Annotated in this window: 22 protein-coding genes; 17 read left to right on the forward strand and 5 right to left on the reverse strand. The window is 58.4% G+C overall.

What is annotated here, in order from left to right; all coding sequences use genetic code 11:
- Positions 1 to 275: 275 nt before the first annotated feature.
- The 4 genes from AC1ME3_RS19390 to AC1ME3_RS19405 all read left to right on the forward strand — a co-directional run bounded on the left by AC1ME3_RS19390 (position 276) and on the right by AC1ME3_RS19405 (position 2,562).
- On the forward strand, positions 276 to 866 hold the full coding sequence (locus tag AC1ME3_RS19390) for an acetate uptake transporter (protein ID WP_480956039.1): 591 nt from the start codon (positions 276 to 278) through the stop codon (positions 864 to 866).
- Positions 867 to 915: 49 nt separating this feature from the next.
- Positions 916 to 1,404, forward strand: a complete 489-nt coding sequence (locus AC1ME3_RS19395; protein ID WP_480956040.1) for a hypothetical protein — start codon at positions 916 to 918, stop codon at positions 1,402 to 1,404.
- Entirely contained in the window at positions 1,365 to 2,057 is a 693-nt protein-coding gene (locus tag AC1ME3_RS19400; RefSeq protein WP_480956041.1) for an MOSC domain-containing protein, read from the forward strand. Before AC1ME3_RS19395 ends, AC1ME3_RS19400 begins: the two co-directional genes overlap by 40 nt.
- Before the next feature lie 82 nt (positions 2,058 to 2,139).
- Positions 2,140 to 2,562: a hypothetical protein gene (locus AC1ME3_RS19405; protein ID WP_480956042.1), complete on the forward strand. Its 423-nt coding sequence runs from the start codon at positions 2,140 to 2,142 to the stop codon at positions 2,560 to 2,562.
- Here AC1ME3_RS19405 and AC1ME3_RS19410 read toward each other — a convergent pair.
- The 3 genes from AC1ME3_RS19410 to AC1ME3_RS19420 all read right to left on the reverse strand — a co-directional run bounded on the left by AC1ME3_RS19410 (position 2,559) and on the right by AC1ME3_RS19420 (position 5,899).
- A complete protein-coding gene (locus AC1ME3_RS19410; protein WP_480956043.1) occupies positions 2,559 to 3,869 on the reverse strand; it encodes an APC family permease in 1,311 nt (436 codons plus the stop codon). The genes AC1ME3_RS19405 and AC1ME3_RS19410 overlap by 4 nt on opposite strands.
- Positions 3,870 to 3,871: 2 nt before the next feature.
- Entirely contained in the window at positions 3,872 to 4,171 is a 300-nt protein-coding gene (locus tag AC1ME3_RS19415) for an ArsR/SmtB family transcription factor (protein ID WP_480956044.1), read from the reverse strand.
- Positions 4,172 to 4,903: 732 nt separating this feature from the next.
- Positions 4,904 to 5,899: a GlxA family transcriptional regulator gene (locus tag AC1ME3_RS19420; protein ID WP_480956045.1), complete on the reverse strand. Its 996-nt coding sequence runs from the start codon at positions 5,897 to 5,899 to the stop codon at positions 4,904 to 4,906.
- A 343-nt stretch (positions 5,900 to 6,242) separates the two neighbouring features.
- Between AC1ME3_RS19420 and AC1ME3_RS19425 the strand changes: the two genes are divergently transcribed.
- The 5 genes from AC1ME3_RS19425 to AC1ME3_RS19445 all read left to right on the forward strand — a co-directional run bounded on the left by AC1ME3_RS19425 (position 6,243) and on the right by AC1ME3_RS19445 (position 11,545).
- Positions 6,243 to 7,691: a class II fumarate hydratase gene (locus AC1ME3_RS19425; RefSeq protein ID WP_480956046.1), complete on the forward strand. Its 1,449-nt coding sequence runs from the start codon at positions 6,243 to 6,245 to the stop codon at positions 7,689 to 7,691.
- Positions 7,692 to 7,704: 13 nt separating this feature from the next.
- Positions 7,705 to 8,100: a cupin domain-containing protein gene (locus AC1ME3_RS19430; protein WP_480956047.1), complete on the forward strand. Its 396-nt coding sequence runs from the start codon at positions 7,705 to 7,707 to the stop codon at positions 8,098 to 8,100.
- Positions 8,097 to 9,599: a malate dehydrogenase (quinone) gene (gene mqo / locus AC1ME3_RS19435; protein ID WP_480956048.1), complete on the forward strand. Its 1,503-nt coding sequence runs from the start codon at positions 8,097 to 8,099 to the stop codon at positions 9,597 to 9,599. The genes AC1ME3_RS19430 and mqo overlap by 4 nt, the downstream gene beginning before the upstream one ends.
- A complete protein-coding gene (locus AC1ME3_RS19440) occupies positions 9,592 to 10,884 on the forward strand; it encodes a threonine/serine exporter family protein (RefSeq protein ID WP_480956049.1) in 1,293 nt (430 codons plus the stop codon). The genes mqo and AC1ME3_RS19440 overlap by 8 nt, the downstream gene beginning before the upstream one ends.
- A 211-nt stretch (positions 10,885 to 11,095) precedes the next feature.
- Positions 11,096 to 11,545: a cupin domain-containing protein gene (locus AC1ME3_RS19445; protein ID WP_480956050.1), complete on the forward strand. Its 450-nt coding sequence runs from the start codon at positions 11,096 to 11,098 to the stop codon at positions 11,543 to 11,545.
- 89 nt (positions 11,546 to 11,634) lie between these two features.
- On the opposite strand, the gene AC1ME3_RS19450 is transcribed toward AC1ME3_RS19445, so the two are convergent.
- A complete protein-coding gene (locus AC1ME3_RS19450; protein ID WP_480956051.1) occupies positions 11,635 to 12,174 on the reverse strand; it encodes a hypothetical protein in 540 nt (179 codons plus the stop codon).
- A gap of 350 nt (positions 12,175 to 12,524) precedes the next feature.
- On the opposite strand from AC1ME3_RS19450, the gene AC1ME3_RS19455 reads away from it, so the two are divergent.
- From AC1ME3_RS19455 to AC1ME3_RS19490, 8 genes are all read left to right on the forward strand, one after another.
- Positions 12,525 to 13,985 (forward strand): catalase, encoded by a 1,461-nt coding sequence (locus AC1ME3_RS19455; protein WP_480956052.1) that lies wholly within the window; start codon positions 12,525 to 12,527, stop codon positions 13,983 to 13,985.
- 507 nt (positions 13,986 to 14,492) lie between these two features.
- Positions 14,493 to 15,152 (forward strand): HD domain-containing protein, encoded by a 660-nt coding sequence (locus tag AC1ME3_RS19460; RefSeq protein WP_480956053.1) that lies wholly within the window; start codon positions 14,493 to 14,495, stop codon positions 15,150 to 15,152.
- Between the two features lie 81 nt (positions 15,153 to 15,233).
- Positions 15,234 to 15,674 carry a Dps family protein gene (locus tag AC1ME3_RS19465; protein ID WP_480956054.1) on the forward strand — a complete coding sequence of 147 codons (441 nt, stop codon included), beginning with the start codon at positions 15,234 to 15,236 and terminating at the stop codon, positions 15,672 to 15,674.
- A 63-nt stretch (positions 15,675 to 15,737) separates the two neighbouring features.
- Entirely contained in the window at positions 15,738 to 16,148 is a 411-nt protein-coding gene (locus AC1ME3_RS19470; protein ID WP_480956055.1) for a DoxX family protein, read from the forward strand.
- A 111-nt stretch (positions 16,149 to 16,259) separates the two neighbouring features.
- Complete coding sequence (locus AC1ME3_RS19475) at positions 16,260 to 16,979, forward strand: ZIP family metal transporter (RefSeq protein ID WP_480956056.1); 720 nt, start codon at positions 16,260 to 16,262, stop codon at positions 16,977 to 16,979.
- Between the two features lie 134 nt (positions 16,980 to 17,113).
- Positions 17,114 to 17,452, forward strand: coding sequence for a hypothetical protein (locus tag AC1ME3_RS19480; protein WP_480956057.1), 339 nt, complete (start codon positions 17,114 to 17,116; stop codon positions 17,450 to 17,452).
- 138 nt (positions 17,453 to 17,590) lie between these two features.
- Complete coding sequence (locus AC1ME3_RS19485) at positions 17,591 to 18,220, forward strand: hypothetical protein (protein WP_480956058.1); 630 nt, start codon at positions 17,591 to 17,593, stop codon at positions 18,218 to 18,220.
- A 576-nt stretch (positions 18,221 to 18,796) separates the two neighbouring features.
- Positions 18,797 to 19,171, forward strand: coding sequence for a hypothetical protein (locus AC1ME3_RS19490; protein ID WP_480956059.1), 375 nt, complete (start codon positions 18,797 to 18,799; stop codon positions 19,169 to 19,171).
- Positions 19,172 to 19,182: 11 nt separating this feature from the next.
- On the opposite strand, the gene AC1ME3_RS19495 is transcribed toward AC1ME3_RS19490, so the two are convergent.
- Positions 19,183 to 20,016 (reverse strand): TonB family protein, encoded by an 834-nt coding sequence (locus tag AC1ME3_RS19495; RefSeq protein ID WP_480956060.1) that lies wholly within the window; start codon positions 20,014 to 20,016, stop codon positions 19,183 to 19,185.
- Positions 20,017 to 20,363 lie beyond the last annotated feature (347 nt).

Here is a 20,363-nt window from a genome sequence, read left to right on the forward strand (position 1 = left end):
TTTCAGCCTTACCCTCGTTGCACCCAAGAGAATGGTTGGATTAAATCAAGTGTAACGCAAATCATGATCGGCAAGCGTCCGGCGTAATAAGGCCTGCGCTTATTAAAAACCTGGCATGCTGATTTACTCATTGGTAGGTGTCATAATGCCCTCTCTTATTGAGACCACATTCTTCTGTTTTCTACAAAATACCAATCTGCATTCCGTGATAATATACCATATATCTGGGTATTATTCGTTATTACCGATAATGATGCGTTGAATTGGTAATATATATGCCAAAAAACAACGTTCCGTATGAGCGCTCTGAACCAGGCGCACTTGGAATGGCCGCCTTCGGCCTGACTACGGTGCTTCTGAGCCTTATCAACGCCGGCGTTCTTCCGGGATCCGGCCTGCTGATCGTGCTTCCAATGGCGCTGATATTTGGTGGCTTCATCCAGATCATCGTCGGAATACTCGAGTTCCAACGGACCAACACGTTCGGCGGGACCAGCTCGTGCTGCTACGGCGCGTTCTGGATCTGGTTCGCCTCGCTGCAATTCTTGAGCAGTGCTAAGGTTATTGATCTACCGGCATCCCATGCGACCTACGGGGCAGCTCTAATCCTATGGGGCGTACTAACCCTCTACCTCTGGATATGTACGTTCCGACAGACGCGAGTGACTTTTGTCGTCTTCCTGACCCTTTGGATTGACTACTTTATTTTGGGATTGGGCACGATCCTGGAATCTCCGCAGCTACTGGAGGCGGGTGGATGGCTCGGCATAATCTGCGGTGCCACGGCGTTATACGGAAGCTTCGGCACCGTCGTGAACGCTACCTTCAGGCGATGCGTCCTCCCGCTTGGCGCTCCGCTCGTCTGAACCCGTTCTTACCCGACGCGATCTCCCTTTTAATAAGGCTCCTTATAATATGACGGCACCCCGCGCTTTTACCCGTACTTTTGCTCTGATCAGCGTGCTCGTGCTGAGTACATTGCCCGCTTGCGGCTCGCAGGCCGCGAGCTCGATTGACCAACGCACGCAGCAGCAACCGCAAGCAGCAATGCCATACCGACCCGCGGCAAAGCGGCCTACGACGACGTCGGCAAAAGCGTCAGCGTCGTCCTCAAGCTCCTCGGCGAAGCGTAGCTGCTACCTCAGGGTCGATGGCAAGGTCCGTGTTTCTGGCAGCTGCCTCGTCTATCCGATGGGAGCCGATGGCAGCTATACGTTGAACACCTGGGACAAGGGAAAGCCTGCTCAATCTCACTTCGCGGTCGTCTCGGTAAACGGCAGCACCACCGCAGATGCCACCTGGAACAAGGACCCTGAAGACGACCGCGCCCTTGATCCGCTCGGCACTGTCAAACTTGTGAAGGGATGCTGGCAGAACGCGCGCGCGAAAATCTGCGCGCGATGAATATCCTTTCCGTGCAGCTTGGACGGATCGCTCCGCTCGGACCTGACGGGATCCCGAGTGGCTTTATCAAAACGCCAACACCCGATCGAACCGAGGTCACGCACCTCGGTCTGGTTGGTGACGCTCAGGCGGATCTCCATCTCCATGGCGGCCCCGATAAGGCCGTCTACGGGTATGCTGCGAGCCACTATGATGACTGGCTCGCTGCCTTTCCCGAGCATGAACCCCTCCTCAAACCAGGCGGCTTCGGCGAGAACCTGACGATCGCCGGGATCGACGAACATCAAATCTGTGTTGGAGACGTTCATCGGATCGGCACAGCCATACTACAGATCTGCCAACCCAGAGTGCCGTGCTACAAACTGGCGTTGCGGTTCGTCGATAACCGGATGCCGAGGGCGATGGTGCGATCGGGGCGTGCGGGCTGGTACTATCGGGTCCTCGAGGAGGGGCATCTGCAGGTGGGAGATGATCTGAAGGTCCTCGAACGACCTCATCCGGACTTCCCCCTGACAAAGCTGGTTGAGATCGTGAACTATGGTCGTGCGGAATTGAACGAACTGCGGGCAATGGCCACAATGCCGGGCCTGGCAGTCCCCCTCCGCATGCTTGCGGAACGCACGCTTGAGGGCATTCAATCTTCAAAGGCTTAGCGGGGAGGGGCGTAGCAGCTCGCATCGATGCCTCCCGCTCCAGGCTAAAACTCCTATCTCTCCAGCCGTAAAGTAAGACGTGATGCGAATTATCCAAAACCTGCCCAGTCCAGTCGCCACGCGACCTGGCTTGATAGCTGCTCAAGGCCTTCCTCTCGGTTCGCGAAAGGCCGATCCGGACGTCGAAGGGGTGGCCGCGGCTGACAACGCCAAGACTAAAGTTTCCAACAGCGACGGCGAGTCCGCGTCGGGCAACAGGACCGCGAGGGGCACCGCTCAGCAGCCCAAGCACGAGGTTGACCGCCGCGTTGCCGATGGCGGAACGATGAAAGTGACGGTCATCTCTTACAGCGATGGCTCGCACGATACGCTGCAGGAAATCAAAGGCGGTAGCTTCGACAAGGCGGCCGGCATACCCAGGATTGATATGTCGGGGGCCAGACAACCCTCATCAAAAGCCGTCCTCTTCGGGGGCAAGGGCATGATGATCGACAAGACCGCTTAGGGTTGCTGATCGCGATCGATGCCTACGCTACGTACTACAGAGCGGTAGAAAATGCGGCGTTGTCGCCGGGCGATGAGGATGGCAGTTACACCTACGACGATCAGCCAGAGCAGCGCCCAACCAGCGAAGGGCAGCAGCGCTGCGCATAGTAGCGCTCCAAGCCCGGCGAAGACGCGCTGTGCGCCCTGAAGCAGTCGGACGCCCGCCGCCATGCCGATCACGTATGTAGCAATGCCGAGAACGTTCGGGATGGCAAGCAAAGCCTCGACGTCGACCCGCGTCGCGAAACTCACGCCCAAACCAATAAGGGCGAAGCCGCCAACCAACAGAACAGCGGCTCTCGGAACGCCTTGCCTATCGAGCGTCCTGAACGTCCGTGGAAAAGCATCGTCGCGAGCGAGCGCGTAGGCGAGACGTGAAGCCCCGGCGATGTAGGCGTTCGAGGTCCCGAGCGCGATGAGCAGCGCCATCGCCGCTGCGATCTGTCCAGCGCCAACGCCGAGACTGTCAGCCAGTACCTTCGCGACCGCCGTTCGGTCGAGCTCCGGTGCCCCATAGGTTCCCGTGCCGATCACCGCGGCAGCGATGCCGATGTAAAGAAGGGTGATACCGCCTACGCTCCATGCGGTCGCCCGCGGGACATCGCGCGATGGATCGTGAAATTCCTCGGCGAGATGAGCAATGACCTCCCATCCGAAAAAAGCGTAAAAAACGAAGACGGCGGCAGATCCTACGGCTGTCCATCCATGCGGAGCGAACGGAGCCCAGTGACCGCCGGCACGAGGAAGCGCCGACAGGGTCGCAACCAGGAGCATGATCGCGATCGCCGCACTGAGGCACAGCGCTAATCGCCCACCCACCTTCAAACCCCGTAGGTTTGCGCTGATGGTGATCACCAGGATCCCGGCAGCAAGTCCATAGGTCCCCGCACCGCCAAGCCCGACGTATCTGGCGACGTAGTGGGCGCCGGCGAGAGGAACGATGATCTCCCCGACGGCTGCGGCGACGAGGTAGAACCATCCCACCAGGGCTGCCAGATCGGCACCGAAGGCGTTCCGGGCGAACGTCGAGACACCGCCCGCATCCGGGTAGCGGCTCGCCATGGCGCCGAACGTCAGCGCGAGCGGAATGCCCAGTAGTGCGTCGAAAACCCAGGCAACGATCGACGCGGGACCGGCGATCGATGCGGCCGCTCCTGGTAGGACGAGCACTCCGACGCCGACCACGGCACCAATGTAGAGTGCGATGGCCTGACCCAGGCCAATCGTGCGTTGCAGAGATGGCGCGTGTGCCTGCTTGGTCGTCATGATCAGAGCCCCGCAATTTGAACGGCAAGAGCCGCAATGGCTGCTTCGACCCGGCGAAAGTAGGTGAACTTCCCAACCCTTAGGCCTCGGACCAGTCCTGCCTGGGTCAGGACTTTCAGATGCACGGACGTTGAGGCCGGCGATATGCCAAGGTTCTGCGCGATATACAGGCCGCAGACCCCTTCCTCCTCGTCGTAGGGCTGGTTGGCCTTGAAATAGCTCGCGGGATCCTTGAGCCATTTGAGTATCAGCAGTCGCTTCTCGCTGGCGAGGGCCTGAGCCCCGAGTAGAACATCATCCATGCTTCGTCCATTAGCTGAGCGACTAATCGTTAGTCAATAACGGCTATCCTTGTCCCGGGTTGCAACACCAACGGAGTTTTCTGAACCAATCACGGTAAAGGGCACGCTGTGAGGTACGGATCCAGATATGCCATGACTGACCTACCTCGCTTCCGACCAAGCCCATGGCGATGGACAGAAGCGTAGATGTTTTACAAAGCGGCGTGATTTGCTCCTTCGTAAAAACTGATGATGGCCATCGCAGAAGACAGGAACAGGCAAAGTGCGAGCCCTGCGGTCCAGCCTTCTGTAGCATCGCGCAGCGCACCAACTGGGCCGGGTATGGAAGCGACCCGGTCGAAGCAATTGTCTTGAAAGAACTCCCGGTCTAACACTCAAGCCTGCGGATCGATCAGGGTAGTCGACCGCGGGAAAGAGGGTTTCGACGATCAGTCGAACCGATAAGAAGAGACCGGGTCGCTTGCGGGAAAAGACTCAACCAAGGCCTCGTCCAATCGGTCTTCCCGATGATCGGCAAACGTTCCGTCATCAGGTAGTATGTTGATTTTGCAATCCATGTCGATCGAGTACATGTCAGTCACCTTATAGATACTGGAAGATCTTTTTATCTCCCTGCAAAACTGACTTTACGGAAGTGATATCTCCAAGACAAAGATCCGGATCAGGCGACAACTGCCAAACACAACGGAAAAACGGCCGGGCATGCCAGAGATGCCGCGGCCGTTTGGCAATTCAAGCGAGGGCGGACGCCTCCTCGTGCGCAAAGGAAGGGTGAAAGTTTTCCCGGTAACGGGCGGGACTGAGCCCAAGTCGGCGTTGAAAAGCTCCGCGCATCTGCTCGGGACCGGCGAAACCACAGTCGTATGCGATCGCTTTGAGTGGCTGATCGCTCGCCTCAAGCATGTTGCGCGCCTGGTCCAGTCTAATGCTTTCGATAAATTCGTGAGGCGTGATGCCGAGCTCGGTTACGAACAGGCGGGCAATGCTCCGCGGGCTCGTGCCCGCGATTTCTGCCAACCGCTTGACAGGAAACGGCTCCCGCAGGTGCCCCATCACATATTCCTGTACCTTGGCGACGGGAGACTGGTTCTGGGAGCGAACCGTTAACAGGGGGCTGAACTGCGATTGCCCTCCCTGCCGCTGGGCCACAACGACAAGGCGTTTTGCACAGGAAAGAGCGAGCGCTTCCCCATAATCTTCGCTGACAAGAGCCAAGGTGAGGTCGATACCTGCTGTTACGCCGGCGGATGTGACCATCCTTCCGTCACGGGCATAAATTCGATCGTGTTCAATCCGCGCCTCGGGAAACATGGCCGCCAACTTCTCGGCATTCTGCCAATGTGTTGTCGCGGTCCTTCCATCCAGGAGGCCTGCATGTCCAAGTGCGAAGGCACCAGTACAAATCGAGCCGTAACGTCGAGAGCTCGTACCCCATGACCGTAGCCAGTCCAACATACCCTCGTCAGCCGGCGCGTCGGGGAGAGCCGGACCGCCCGCCACAAGTGCGGTATCGAACGTGCGGCAGGCTTGGGCAAAGGACAATTCCGGCGCCATCGCCATACCATTCGACGCCCGAACCAGCCTCGTCTCGGCACCGATCATGATGGACTCATAGCCTTCGTTTGCCGGCAGAAAATTGTTCGCCTCGGCAAAGACGTCCAAGGGGCCGGCGACATCGAGTGCCTGCACGCCCTCGTGAATGATGAGCGCGACTTGCTTCCTTGCCATTTTCAATCCTTGCCATACGGCGTTGGCGCCCTCGCATGGAGCACTCGGTACCCGTCACGCGCTATTACTCGATTTTGGCAGCATTTCAACGAAGCCGGTTTTGCTGCCGTTGCTCCTAGAGTTTTACCGCTTGCACGAAGCGGCTGCCGGTCAATGCGGCCATCCGCAGTTTCTACCGTAAGGTTGGCAGATTTTGCGCCATCCAAAGCATTGCAGTCGAACGTCCTCGGCTAGATAACGATCATACGGAGCCGGTGAGGCTCATCCAAGCACAAGACGGACAGAAACGCCGCGCTTTCGGGGCAGTGGAGTTGTGTGTCTATCGCATACCAGGAGAGCAACCTTGAGCGAGACAGCAAAGCCGAAGTACATTGCCATCGGTCTTCACGCATCAGGCACTCGACTGGAGTTTGACAGCATGGGCGCGATCGCCGTTCCGGCGGATCGCTATTGGGGAGCCCAGACCGAGCGCTCGCTTCATCATTTCAATATTGGAAGTGACCGTATGCCCAAGGCGGTCTACCATGCGTATGGATACGTGAAAAAAGCTTGCACGCTCGTCAACGCTGCTGCTGGACGTCTTTCCAAGGAAAAGTGTTTCGCCATCGTCCGTGCAGCCGATGAGACAATATTGGGTGAGCTAGACGAGCATTTCCCGCTTTACGTATGGCAGACAGGGTCAGGCACCCAATCCAACATGAACGTCAATGAGGTACTGTCCAATCGGGCGATCCAGTTGCTCGGAGGCACGCCGGGCTCACAAATTCCGGTAGGTCCGAACGACGACGTAAACATGGGCCAGTCTTCAAACGACACTTTTCCAACTGCAATGCACATCGCGACTGTCATCGCCTTGGACAAACAGCTTGTACCTGCAGTCACCAGGTTGGTGGAGCTCATCGAGCAGAAGGCCGATCGCTGGACGAACGTGGTCAAGATCGGTCGTACGCATCTCGAAGACGCGGTGCCACTAACTGTAGGGCAGGAGTGGTATGGCTGGGCCGGACAAATCCGCGCTTGCATCGCGGACATCGAAGCAAGCCGAGCAGGTCTCTATGAACTGGCTGTGGGGGGCACGGCCGTCGGCACTGGTCTCAATGCACCGCCAGGTTTTTCCCAAGCCGTCGCGGCGAAAATTGCCGAGCTGACGGGGAAACCATTTGTCACCGCACCCAACAAGTTCGCGGCGCAAGGCTCGCTCGACGCTATGGTCCGCGTTTCGGCGGGCCTGCGAGGACTGGCCGTCGCCTTGATGAAGATCGCCAACGATATGCGATGGTTAGCGTCAGGTCCGCGTTGCGGCCTCGGCGAGTTGAAGCTGCCAGACAACGAACCCGGGTCCTCGATCATGCCGGGCAAGGTCAATCCAACGCAATGCGAGGCGATCGTCATGATCGCCATCCAAGTGCTCGGCAACGACAGCGCCGTGGCGTTCGCCGGCAGCCAGGGCAATTTCCAGCTGAACGCTATGCGACCGGTCATCATCAACAACGTGCTGCATTCTATCCAGATTCTCGCTGATGGATGCGATCGGTTCCGCGAATTCTCCGTCGAGGGAACGCAGATCGTGCCGGAGACAATTGCGGCGTACGTCGCAGGCAGTGTCATGCTCGTCACGGCCCTGTCGCCCATCATCGGCTATCAAAACGCCGCCCACATCGCCGAGACGGCGATCGCTGATGGCAGCACGCTGAGAGAAGCGGCACTTGCCTCAGGCAAAGTCGATGCAGCCCTCTTCGATCGAACCATCCGACCGCTCGATATGGTCGGTCACGGCCTAGCCGGCGCCTGAGGGAGATGTAGGCATGATACGCTGCATTCGCATGTGGACGGGAACGGACGGTCATTCGGTATTCGAAGAAGGGCACATCGCTTTCGGTGCAGGCCTCCACGGTAAGGCGTCAGGTCTGCCGATCGCTGCGCGAGAACTCTCCTTTCAGGAAACGCCCGCGGGCGGCTCGTTCGAATGGCATCAAGCGCCTCAGCCCCAATTCGTCATGACCCTCTCCGGGACGCTCGAGTTCGAGGTCAGGTCGGGCGCGACCTTCATCGTCCACCCCGGCGACGTTGTAATTGCACAGGACGATAGCGGCAGCGGACATCGCTGGCGTCTCATCGGTGAGGAGCCCTGGCGCCGAGCCTACGCAGTCTACGATGCCGACGCAGACCTCCATTTCAAACCCAGGGATCAACAGGCATGAGCGCATCAAACCATTCCGAAGTCGATGTCCTCCTAATCGGAGCGGGCATCATGAGCGCGACGGTGGGGACGCTGTTGCACACGCTAGATCCCTTGCTGAAGATCACCGTGATCGAACGCCTGGAAGACTGCGCACAGGAAAGCTCGATGGCGTGGAACAACGCTGGCACGGGCCACGCCGCGAACTGTGAGATGAATTACACGCCGCAGCGAGCGGATGGCAGCATCGACATCAGCGAGGCGCTCGAGGTCAACACACAGTTCGACGTCTCGCGGCAGCTTTGGGCGCATCTCGTCACCTCTGGTGCCATTCCCGATCCACGTGCCTTCCTTCATCCATGCCCACACATGAGCTTTGTTTGGGGCGAGGATAACGTAGCATTCCTCAAGGCCCGCCATGCAGCGATGAGCGCGCATCACTGCTATCACGGGATGGAATACACCGAAGATCACGCGGAGATCACGACCTGGGCGCCGCTGATCATGGAAGGTCGTGATTCATCCCAGAAGGTGGCAGCGACCCGTATCGTCACAGGTACCGACGTCGATTACGGATCGCTGACCCATCTCCTTATGCACCATCTCGGCAACGCAGGTGCCGACGTTCGATACAACCGGGACGTCGTGGGGATCGATCGCTTGTCGGACGGCCGTTGGAACGTCACGTCGAAGGAGGTCGACGATGGCACAGAGGATACGCTTACAGCCAAATTCGTCTTCATCGGTGCAGGCGGCGCGGCCATCGAACTGCTTCAGATGTCGGGTATTCCAGAAGCAAAGGGATATGGCGGCTTCCCGGTCAGTGGGATCTGGCTACGATGCGACGTCGATAACGTGACACAGCGCCATCACGCCAAGGTCTATGGAAAGGCGGCAAGCGGCTCGCCGCCAATGTCTGTACCGCACCTCGATACCCGCGTAATCGGCGGCAAGACGTCCCTGTTGTTCGGCCCATACGCGGGGTTTTCAACGAAATTCCTCAAAAACGGATCGCGTGCCGACCTCTTCGAGTCCGTCACGCCCAGCAACATCCTGCCGCTGCTCGATGTAGCCAAGGACAATGCGGCACTCGAGGAATATCTGATCGGCCAGGTATTTCAGAGCCGGCATCATCAATTCGAGACGCTTCGGCAATTTTTCCCAAACGCCAAGCGCGGTCAATGGATCGAAGCCGTTGCTGGTCAGAGGGTGCAAATCATCAAGCCTGACACAGCGGATCACGGTGGAAAGCTCGTGTTTGGAACCGAGCTGGTAGCAGCGCAGGATCAATCGCTCGTCGCGCTGCTTGGAGCTTCGCCGGGGGCGTCGACGGCCGCAGCTATCGCGGTCAAGGTGCTGCATGCCTGCTTCGGCGACCGACTGACCAACGGGGACTGGTTACCCACGCTCCGGAAGGTGTTTCCAACTTGGGGAATCGATCTGACACGCGATGCCGACGCCTGTAGAGCAACGCGAGCGGCGACGGCGCCAGTCCTCAAGATCGAGAACATCGATGGCTAGGACGCCGCCTTGGCGTCTCGATGATGCTGGTCGCATTCTACTGCATCTCGCCCGTCTACTGCTTGAGGCGGGTGCGGACGGCGAGAGCGTGCGATGCCGGGTCGAGATGCTAGCGGATCGTCTAGGGTTCGCCGCGCAAACCTTCATCGAAAGCGAACGCCTGCTTCTGATGCTCGGTACAGGCGAGGCGTACCGTACCCGGATCGGGCATGCCATCGGCACCATGGGTATCGACATAGGGCGGCTTGTGGCCATCGAAGCGGTGGCGCGTGAGATCGCCGACGGAAGCCTAGACGTGCTTGCCGCGAACGACAGGTTGGAACAGGTCGAACTCGACCGATCCCGCTACCCTGATTGGCTGATTATCCTCGCCGTGGCATTCACGGCGACCGGCCTTGCAAGACTGTTCGGCGCGGATTGGAAGGTGGCAGGAGCAGCCTTCCTTGCCGGGTCGATCAGCACGGTGCTGCGTCGACAGCTATCTCGATCAGGTCTCGTGCCTGCGGCCGTTGCTGTGCTCACAGCGAGCATCAGCGGGATTGTCGGGGCGCTTCCCTTGAAGGCGATCTCGGTAGATCCTTCACTCGCCCTGGTGACCGCCGGTATGGTCCTGGTGCCAGGCGTGCCGCTTATCAACGGCATCAACGATTTACTGCGCGGGCACTCTGGCATCGGAGTCGCACGCCTGGTCAACGGCATCATCATCGTGCTTGCAGTCGCCTCAGGCCTGACCGCAGCGAGCCTGACACTTGGAATGCGCATGCCGGTCAGCATGAGCAGCGGCAACCTTCCGGTCCTTCAAGACCTCCTTTTTTCTGGAATTGCGGCCTTTGGCTTCGCCATCTTATTCAATGCCCCCCCGAAGGCGATCGCGTGCATCGTCGTGTGCGGCGCCCTGTCTCATGGGCTGCGAACTGCTCTTCTGCCAATGGGGTCAGATCTCATGACTGCGACATGCCTTGGCTCTGCAGCAGCAGGCACCATCGCGGCTTTCTGGTCGCCGCGATTGAATGTGCCCTGGACGGCGCTCGCTTTCCCCGGTGTGGTTGCGATGGTTCCGGGCTCCTATGCTTTCCGGGGGATGACTGGTGCCTTGAATATCATGACAGCTGGCGCATCCACACCGACCTCCGTTTTGGCTGTCACCTTTGCAGCACTGGTCGCAGCATCCGTTCTTACGATTGCGATCGCGGTTGGGTTAGGGATTGCACAGGGTGGCCGGGCGGTGATCCGCAAGCTGGTCAACCAGGCGGACTCGATCTGGTGGAGGAGCTTTTCACGCTGATCCTGCCGCCAATGCAATTGCCTTTTTTCCCCGCTATTTGGCAGCATTTGCGTGTTGAGCGTTCTTGCGGCGGCAATGCCTCTTGAACGACGAGAGCCGACGTCGGCTTGGGAGATAAGTGCTTCGAGCCTCGCGCACGCCTTGCAGGCGTCCCTGGACACGAAGGAACACGAAGTTGGCACAGTCTGTTTTTGAACACCTCCGGCGCGAAATGCGCGACATCATGGGTCCGATGCTTGTGTTCGACCCGCAAGTTACCCAGGAGAAGGACTTCAGCGTAATTCGCTCGCTTATGCCGAGCGGTACCCTGGTCCCGATCCACAGCCATGCGGACCGCGAGGCATGCGTTGTGGTAGAGGGAGTTCTATCGGTTTGGCTCGATGGAACGTGGCGTCAGGTGCACCCGGGCGACTGCATCGATATTCCGCCCCACGCTCGGCATTCGCTGTACAACGGGTGCGGCCGCGAAATTGCGATGATGGTGATCACGACGCCGCTGATGCGGCGGTTCTTCGAGGCGGTGAGCATCCCGGCAGCTGAGGTCTCCGGGCCTCCGGGCACTGAACGGATCGGCAAGTTTGTAGCGCTCGCAGATCAACATGGGTTTTGGTTGGGCTCGCCCGAAGATCAGGCTCTCCTTGGCATGCCCTCTCTCGTTTAACGATCAGGAATGACCTCGAAGAGCGCCGAACGGTTGGGATGTTGGTCGGCGCTGCCCTGTTTCTGGTACGATGCCGTTGGTTGCGTGACCTATGCGGGCGTTGAGCCCTTGGCCTGCTGTAGAACGGCGTTGTAGGCACTCCATCCGCTCATCTTATTGTCGCCGAGATAGGTGTTGATGTCCTGGGACGTGATGGCTGCGCCCCCCTTCCCGAACTTCAGGGAGCGCATGTCGGTCAGCAGCGTGTAGAGTTCCAGGGCATCTTGATGCGATCCCATGTCGGTGATCTCGGCATCCTTGCTGTCGTAGAAGTGACGATCCCTCATAGTGACGCCAGTGGTCTTGGCGATCAGGTCGAAGTCCGACTGATTGAGCGAAACGCCCGCGGCCACGGCATACATAGGTTTCGCGGTCGCAGCACCACCAGAGATAGGTGCGACCGTCTCGGAAACCGGCTTCGGATCCGCATTCTGAAACGGCTGACGAGCATCAGTTCCCGACACGTTGCCAAGCGGTTTGCGCAACGTCGATGCCATCATCGCCGTTGGAAGGCGAAAGGTCGTGTTCAATCGGTCCATATGATTGCCCTTCGATTGGCCGTTTTTCGAGAAAGCATGATAACCTGCCAAGGGTTAGCAATATCTTACCCGCACGTTCCCATTACCGTCGCGCCTTCTCTGGGGTGGGGCGGCAAAAAGCCTCACATGCTCTTTGCTGATGGGCTCACCTGATTACTCAAATCGGCGTCACCGATAAGTCCGCAGTTTATCGCGACAGGTTGGCAGGATTTCAAGCATGGGCGGCGTTGCGGCCAATCTGGCTCGAGCGCATAACGGCTTTAGCGAAGTAGAAGAACATCTGCTTATTTCATCAGATGCAAGAAGGCGTCTTTTGAAAGCACATCTAATATTTTCACGGGCGGCGTCATCTCTGCAGTAATTGTAGATGGTCGACGTGTGCTCAGGAGGCAGGACAAGCCATGACAGAGAACAAACGTTTTACCACAGCTGCTGGCGCACCCGTCGCGGACAATACGAACATTATGACGGCTGGCCCACGCGGTCCCGCGCTCCTGCAGGACGTTTGGCTGATCGAGAAGCTGGCTCACTTCGACCGCGAGGTGATTCCGGAACGGCGGATGCATGCCAAGGGCTGGGGTGCGTACGGCACCTTTACCGTCACACACGACATCACCCATCTAACCCGCGCTAAACTCTTCTCGGAAATCGGCAAGAAGACGGATCTCTTTATGCGATTCTCGTCCGTCGCAGGGGAGCGCGGCGCGGCCGATGCCGAGCGCGACATTCGCGGCTTTTCGGTCAAATTCTACACAGAAGAGGGCAACTGGGATATGGTGGGCAACAATACGCCCGTTTTCTTCTTCCGTGATCCGCTGCGTTTCCCTGATCTCAATCACGCCATAAAGCGCGATCCCCGCACCGGCATGCGGTCGGCTGACAACAATTGGGATTTTTGGACACTCCTGCCCGAAGCGCTTCACCAAGTGACGATCGTCATGACGGAGCGTGGTATTCCGAAGAGCTTTCGGCACATGCATGGGTTTGGCAGCCATACCTTTTCGATGATCAACGCCAACCAGGAGCGCGTCTGGGTCAAGTTCCACTTCCGTACGCAGCAGGGTATCGAGAACCTCACGGATGAGCAGGCCGGCGAGATCGTCAAGAACGATCGCGAGAGCCATGGCCGGGACCTGTTCACCGCCATCGAGACGGGCGACTTCCCCAAATGGACCCTCTGCATTCAGGTGATGACGGAGGAACAGGCAAAGGAGCACAGGCACAACCCGTTCGACCTGACGAAAGTGTGGCCGAAGGCCGACTACCCGCTGATCGAGGTCGGCGAGCTCGAACTGAACCGCAATCAGGAGAACTATTTCGCCGAAGTCGAGCAGTCTGCCTTTGCGCCAAGCAACATCGTGCCCGGCATCGGCTTCTCGCCCGACAAGATGCTGCAGGCACGGTTGTTCTCGTATGCCGATGCGCAGCGCTACCGTCTCGGGGTGAACTTCAACCACATCCCGGTGAACGCGCCAAAATGCCCGTTCCACTCCTACCATCGTGACGGCGCGATGCGGACCGACGGTAACCTCGGCGCGACCAAGTCGTATCATCCCAACAGCGAAGGATTGTGGAGCAACCAGCCCGACTTCTCCGAACCACCCATGCCGGTGGACGGTCACGGCGCCCATTGGGACCACAGCGTCGATGACGATCACTGGGAGCAGCCCGGAAACCTGTTCCGGATGCTGACGGTCGATCAGCAGCAGGCGTTGTTCGATAACACAGCCAGAGCTATGGGCGATGCTGCTGCGCACATAAAACAGCGCCATATCGACAACTGCACGCATGCCGATCCTTCATATGGGGCTGGAGTTGCACGAGCACTCGGGTTCCCGACGTCGACGGACGAGCCTTCATAACCGCATTCTGAGCATGCCAGCCCCTCGGCAGCTTCGGCTCCGTCTTCATTGAAGGCGGGGCCTTAGCCGTTTCTGGGACCGATGCCGCGCCAATCACGATGGTCCCGACCCAGCCCGAGCCTTTGGGAAGCCTGCGATACGATAAGCCATAAATCGCGAGCCTGAGCCTGCTTCTGCTGGGGCTAACGCAACCGCCCGATCGCGTCGCAGACCTCTGCCCGCCCATGTTTTTGAGGCAGGCACTCGCTGGCATCATGGCTCTCACCGGATGAGCAGCCGCTTATCGCACAAATTTGGCAGCTTTTCAGTCATCCATATCGTTGCAGCAAAATTCGAATGGCTCGATAACAATACTATCGAAACGGTGACAGTCCACTCAAGGCCAATGAATATTTGGCAAGTAGGTCTTAAAAGCCTGATCGTAAAGAACCAGTAATCTCTACTGAATATTCGTTTTGTAGAAGCTTTACCAATTTTATTATAATCGTTCATATTTGGAGAAGCACGATGACAAATACTCAATATTCGACGCTCAACGTAAACGGCGTGACCATCCCAGACAGCAAGCTGTGCCGGGCGATCACCGAGTTCGTCCGTGACACCGACACCGATCTGCTGTTCAATCACTCAAGCCGCGTCTACTTCTTCGCCGCGCTCGCCGGTCAGCAGCGCGGCCTGACCTGGAACCCGGAGATGCTGTATGCAGCTACCATGTTCCACGACGTCGGCCTCATGCCGTCGCACAGCAGCAACGACCTCCGCTTTGAAGTCGACGGCGCCAACGCCGCACGCGACTTCCTTGAGAGCCACAACGTCGATGCAAGCGACGTCGAGCGCGTATGGGCCGGCATCGCACTGCATACGACTCCGGGCGTGCCGGAATTCATGCATCCGATCATCGCCCTGACGACGGCAGGTGTCGAAATGGACGTGCTCGGCCTCACCTACAACAAGTATGACGACAAGACCCGCGAAGCGATCGTCGCAGCGTTCCCGCGCACGCCGAACTTCAAGGAAGACATCATCCAGGCCTTCTACGACGGCATCAAGCACAAGCCCGACACGACGTTCGGCAACGTGAAGGCCGACGTGCTGGCAGACAAGGATCCGCACTTCCACCGCGGCAACTTCTGCTCGGTGATCCGCTGCTCGCACTGGAAGGCTTGACCCCTTTCATTCGGGAGGCCCCAGCCGCTTTGCCAGGCTGGAGCCTCCCGACCTCACGACCTCAGCATCTGGATGATTATCATGGCTGCCAACACTGCCACCGACGGGCTGCGGCGCGTCCTCGCCGACACCTATGCCCTGTACAGCAAAACCCACGGTTACCACTGGAACGTAACCGGCGAGCGCTTCGCTCAGCTGCACGCGATGTTCGCAGAGCAGTATACCGAACTGTGGAATGCTCTCGACGCGCTCGCGGAGCGCATCAGGTCACTTGGCGAGTTCGCACCGCAGGGCTTTGGTTCGCTGACGAGCCTCAGCACCATCGATGGGGGGATCGCGGAGCAACCCGCCCAAGCTATGATTGCCGATCTGCTTTCGGGCCACGAAGCCGTGACGAATACCCTTACGGCAGCGCTCGACGCGGCAGAAGCCGCAAAGGATCCCGTCACCGTCGACCTGCTGACACAGCGGCTCGCTGTCCACGCCAAGTTTGCCTGGATGCTGCGCGCGATGACGGAATGATATTCAGGGGACCAGCGTCATCCTATCAATGACCTACCTGCCGCAAGCAGGAAGGAGATTACAATGATCGACACTCTCCGACCACTTCAGGCTGCCGCTCTGATGAGGATCAGCCTCGGCGTCATGTTCCTCGCCCACAGCATCATCCTCAAGCTCGTCACGTTGGGCATGCCAGCCACGACGCATTATTTCTCGTCGCTCGGCCTGCCAGGATGGCTCGCCTATCCGGTCGTAGTCGCTGAGGTCGCCAGCGGCATGCTTCTCATTTTGGGTGTGAAAACACGCTTGGTCGCGCTTCTGGACATCCCGCTTCTGGCCGGAACGATCATCGTCGAACACGGCCACCATGGCTGGTTCTTCGCTTCGCCGGGCGGTGGCTGGGAATATCCGGCCTTCCTGATCGTGACGTGCGTGAGCGTGGCACTGTCGGGGGGCGGCTCGACCGGATCACGTCCGACCGGCTCTAACCTCTAGCCTCATCTCTCCACAACCGGCGGCGAGCACGTTCTGACCCGGCTGCCTCGCCTCGACGACAGCGCGGACCGATGCCTCATACCCTCTCGGCCCCTTTCTTTGGACGCCCACATGACCACGTTACCCCTGATGTTTGGCATGGGCGCTACTTTAGCCACGGTGGCCGGTGGATTGCTGGCGCTGCGACTGCGGCACCGCATTAATCTGATGCTCGGGATCACGGCAGGCGTTGTATTCGGCGTTGTTGTTTTCGACCTTCTCCCAGAAGCGATGGCGCTGGCGGGTAATGATTGGGATGCTCGAGCCCTGATCATGTTCGTCGCGCTCGGGCTTGGCTTTTACATGGTTCTCGATCGCGGCCTCGAACAGACCGCGTGGCTACCTGAGAGATGGCGGAAGAACCTGAGCCCCGCGACCCTAACCCTTCACAGTCTGATGGATGGCATGGGCATCGGCCTGGCGTTTCAAATCGATAGCCGCGCTGGTTGGCTGATCGCATTGGCGGTGCTGACGCACGATATTGCTGATGGGGTTAATACGGTCAGTTTATGTTTGGCGGCGCGGTCAAACGAAGGAGCGCGGCGGTGGCTGGTGCTCAATGGATCGGCCCCCATGGTGGGTGTCCTTCTTGGTTTGAGCTTCAAAATGCCGCCTGTCGTCCTGGCACCGCTCTTGGCCGGATTTGCTGGCATGTTCCTCTACATCAGCGCCTGCGAACTCCTCCCGCGAAGTTATGCGATGGATCCTAGACTACGCACGACTTTCGCCAGCATCAGTGGAATGACGCTGATGTTCGCCGTCACTCATCTGAGCGCCTTGCCAATCCATTGAGCAGATCTGATCGATACCCACCGTTTAAGCATTCAATCACCGTCAATATGTCTCATAAAGGATCCTAAGCGGGAACGGAACGATCGGCAAAAAGACCAGTTGTAGGCTTTCGCTGATGCTTTAAGGTCGAAGGCATGGAAAAGGGCCGACTACTTTCCGCAGAAGATTTCGAAGGATGCTTCCTGGCGCCAATGCAGAACGTGACAGCCAACGCAGACCCCAGTGTCGATATTTGGCCTTACGTCGATGGACTCGATCTGGACGCCCTGAGCTTACCCGGCATCAATGACGTTCACTACGTCTATCGCGATGCCTTAGATCGTTTTGATCAAGTCCTAATCGGTACAGGTCGCTTCAACACGCTATTGGCGGTAGTCGTGGATCGGAAGCAGCGCTCAATAGCAGGTCACCACCTGCTCGATCTAAACGATAAGTTCGGGGTGCAGGGCGGTCAACTACGGACCCTCCGCTAACCTCGCAAACCCGGCCATTCCCAAAATTCGATGGTTGATCGGGAATGTTCGAGTTAATGAGAAACGGTCCGGCAGATTATGGACATGTACTGGAAAAGGGCAGACGACTGTAAGTGTCGTATAGTGGGAGAAAGTAGGATGCGCCGACTTGCCTTGCTGACCGTCCTCCTCGCGGCACCCCTGACCGCACAGCCGGCCGAACCAATACCAACGGTGTCGATCGCTGCCCCAGAAACATTATCCGGCGTGATTTTGCTCGCACCGCCCCCGCAGTCGTTAAGCGCCTACGGCCGCTCCAAGGTTCTTTGGCGGGCTGATATCCATCTACCCAAAGGCCTCTCGATCGCGCGCGCTGACATGACCGGGTATGCACCTATCTTCCTGACTTCGCGGAGCGGCAGCTGCTTTAAACTCGACTTCAACGGCGCTAGCCAGGCCCTGACCAAGGTCGATCTGCTTCCCGACGTTTGCTGGCCCGGCAGGCCTGCCGGTGCTTCGCCGCCGCCTCCTGCTCCATTACCGCCAAGAGCGGGCCTCGTCTATGCAGGGCGAGCGTGGGACCTGATTGCCTGGACTGATACTCGGACAGGCGAAACGACATTGATTCCGGAGCGTGAACACGACGCGCGCCCTGTGCTGACTACCAGCATGCGCGTGATCGCCGTCGGCGGGCTCGGATCCCCCGATGCTCCGATGACCGAGGTGTCGCTGGTCGGCTACGTGCGTGGTCAGCTCGTCGCCACCACAGTCATGTTAATCCTGCCATAAGTGTCAGCGAGACCGGCCTCCTTTGCCTGATAGCGGTCATACCGACCTTCCCACTAAGGAACGGCCAGCGAGACGGCGCGGGCGTTCTCGAAATCGAAGGGCAATCGAGAGGTCGAGCGCTTTCCCCGATCGGATCGTTGGATAGGAATGTTTGGATCTGGCGAGAGGAGTATCATCAGAACGAAGACAGAACGTATTACGCCAGTGTAAATATGCCAGTTACCCAACGCTTTCGATCATTTTGTCGGACATTTTGATATGGATCAATGTGCTTTATCTTGAGAGCACTTTGAATTAGCTCTTAGATAGCGAAATCGCGGGGTAGCGCACCGATCCGCCCCCAGCTGGGAATCTGTCACTCATGGAACGTAATAGCGGTAATCAATGCCCCCGCGTGTTCGCGAGCCAACTCGAAGATATGATTGCATTTGCTGATGCAAAGCAGGACTTCGCTTTAGCAGCTTGGCTAAGTCAAGCTCTGGACCGATTGATGGGCGATCATATCAAGCCCTAACCGGGGGTTGCCTTCCGTTACGGAATTTGTTGATATCGCTACCCAATAACCTGGAGTGGCGCGTGAAGGGTAACGACGAGGCTGTTCAGCTAGCGATGGCGATACTGCGCTTCCGCAAGTATCGAGCCTCGGTGTTGTCGCGCGATATATTCGGCGAACCGGCCTGGGAAGTGCTACTTGAGCTGTTCGTCGCGGACGCAAACAGCGTACGGATTACCGGACGAATTATTGCGGAAAAACATGACATCTCCACTGCGGTCATAGGGCGTTGGCTCAAACATCTTACTACCGAAGGCCTCCTAATTGGCGACGGCACCGGAAATGTGGACGATGAGCTAACGCTATCCGGGGTCGGAATGGACAAGATGGAAACCGCGCTACTCGAAGCACGGTTTCTCAAAGACCAATTCGGCCCACAGCCTAGCATAGCAAACTGAAAAAATGCTCGTTACCGGGTCCCCTTCGGTGGAAGCTTAAATTTCACGCGTTGAACACAGCCTCGACGGCCAGAATCGCTTTCTACTACCCGTGCATTGGAAAGCGCATTGCGCGCGGTATCGCCGAACGCTTCGTCCGGTTCAGAACCGAGAACCCTTACGTTACCTACCGCTCCCCATGGCGCTGTATCGTAACCAATTACCGCCGCCCCTTCGATGCCGCGACGCGAGAACGCCCTAGGATAAGCGCTGCCGTCGAGAAGGCCCGGGATCGACTTGGGATCCACGATGCAACCGGGCTGGTCTCCAGTATCCAGGGGCGTGTCTGGCACCGGTACGGGCGCCGCAAGGTTGGCGCGTCCGTTATGGTAGAAATGATAGGTGCATCCGTGAAAACCCGCTCCCGGCTCATAGCGGTTGGCGAGCAAAGCTTCCCGGCCGGCGCGCTCGAGCGCCGTGTCGCCGGACGTACCCAATGTCTGGACGTTGCCAGGCTTACCCGCGGCGTTCACATCGAATGCCAGAAACACCCAAGCCGGTCGGCGCGCCGGTTGCGGCAGTTTTTCGAAGGCCGGCAGGTTAAGACGCCGGTACTGGCCTGGTTCGCGGGGACAATTTGAACCTGCAGGGCGAACTCGTTCAAACAGGGCAGGCGCGAACCCTGTGGAATCCGGACGGCTCGCCAGCTCGTACAAATCCGGCATCGACGCCTTCTCGATCGGCGTGACCGATGCTTTGAAGGATACGCTGCATTTCGCCTGCGGCATTACGGTTGGAAAGCTCGAAGCCGCCAGCGCAGGAGCAAGATCGCTCGTGTCGACATACCAACCCGGCGACTCCGTCATGTCACGGCGGATCGTGCGAGCACGTCCCTGCGCATCGATTACGAAGGAGAACCGATATGTGGGTGAGGGGCTTCCGGTAACAGCGAGACCGTAACGCGTCGCAACTGCCGTGAAAGGCCGAACGATACTATCGGCTGCTATCGGCTGCCCTGAACAGGTAAGATCGCTTGCGGTGAACGACACGACCTCCGTCCGCTGTGTGGCGAACGGTACCGGGGGGGCAGGGACGCTGAGCAGCACGAGCATCGCAACAGGCATGGCGTGATCTCCAAATTTACGACATCGATTATCCCGCTGGCGGCAACGTGCCTAGCGATCTCACCAACGAATAATCCTCGGCGGGCACA

This window comes from Sphingomonas sp. BL2 (genome assembly GCF_056680015.1).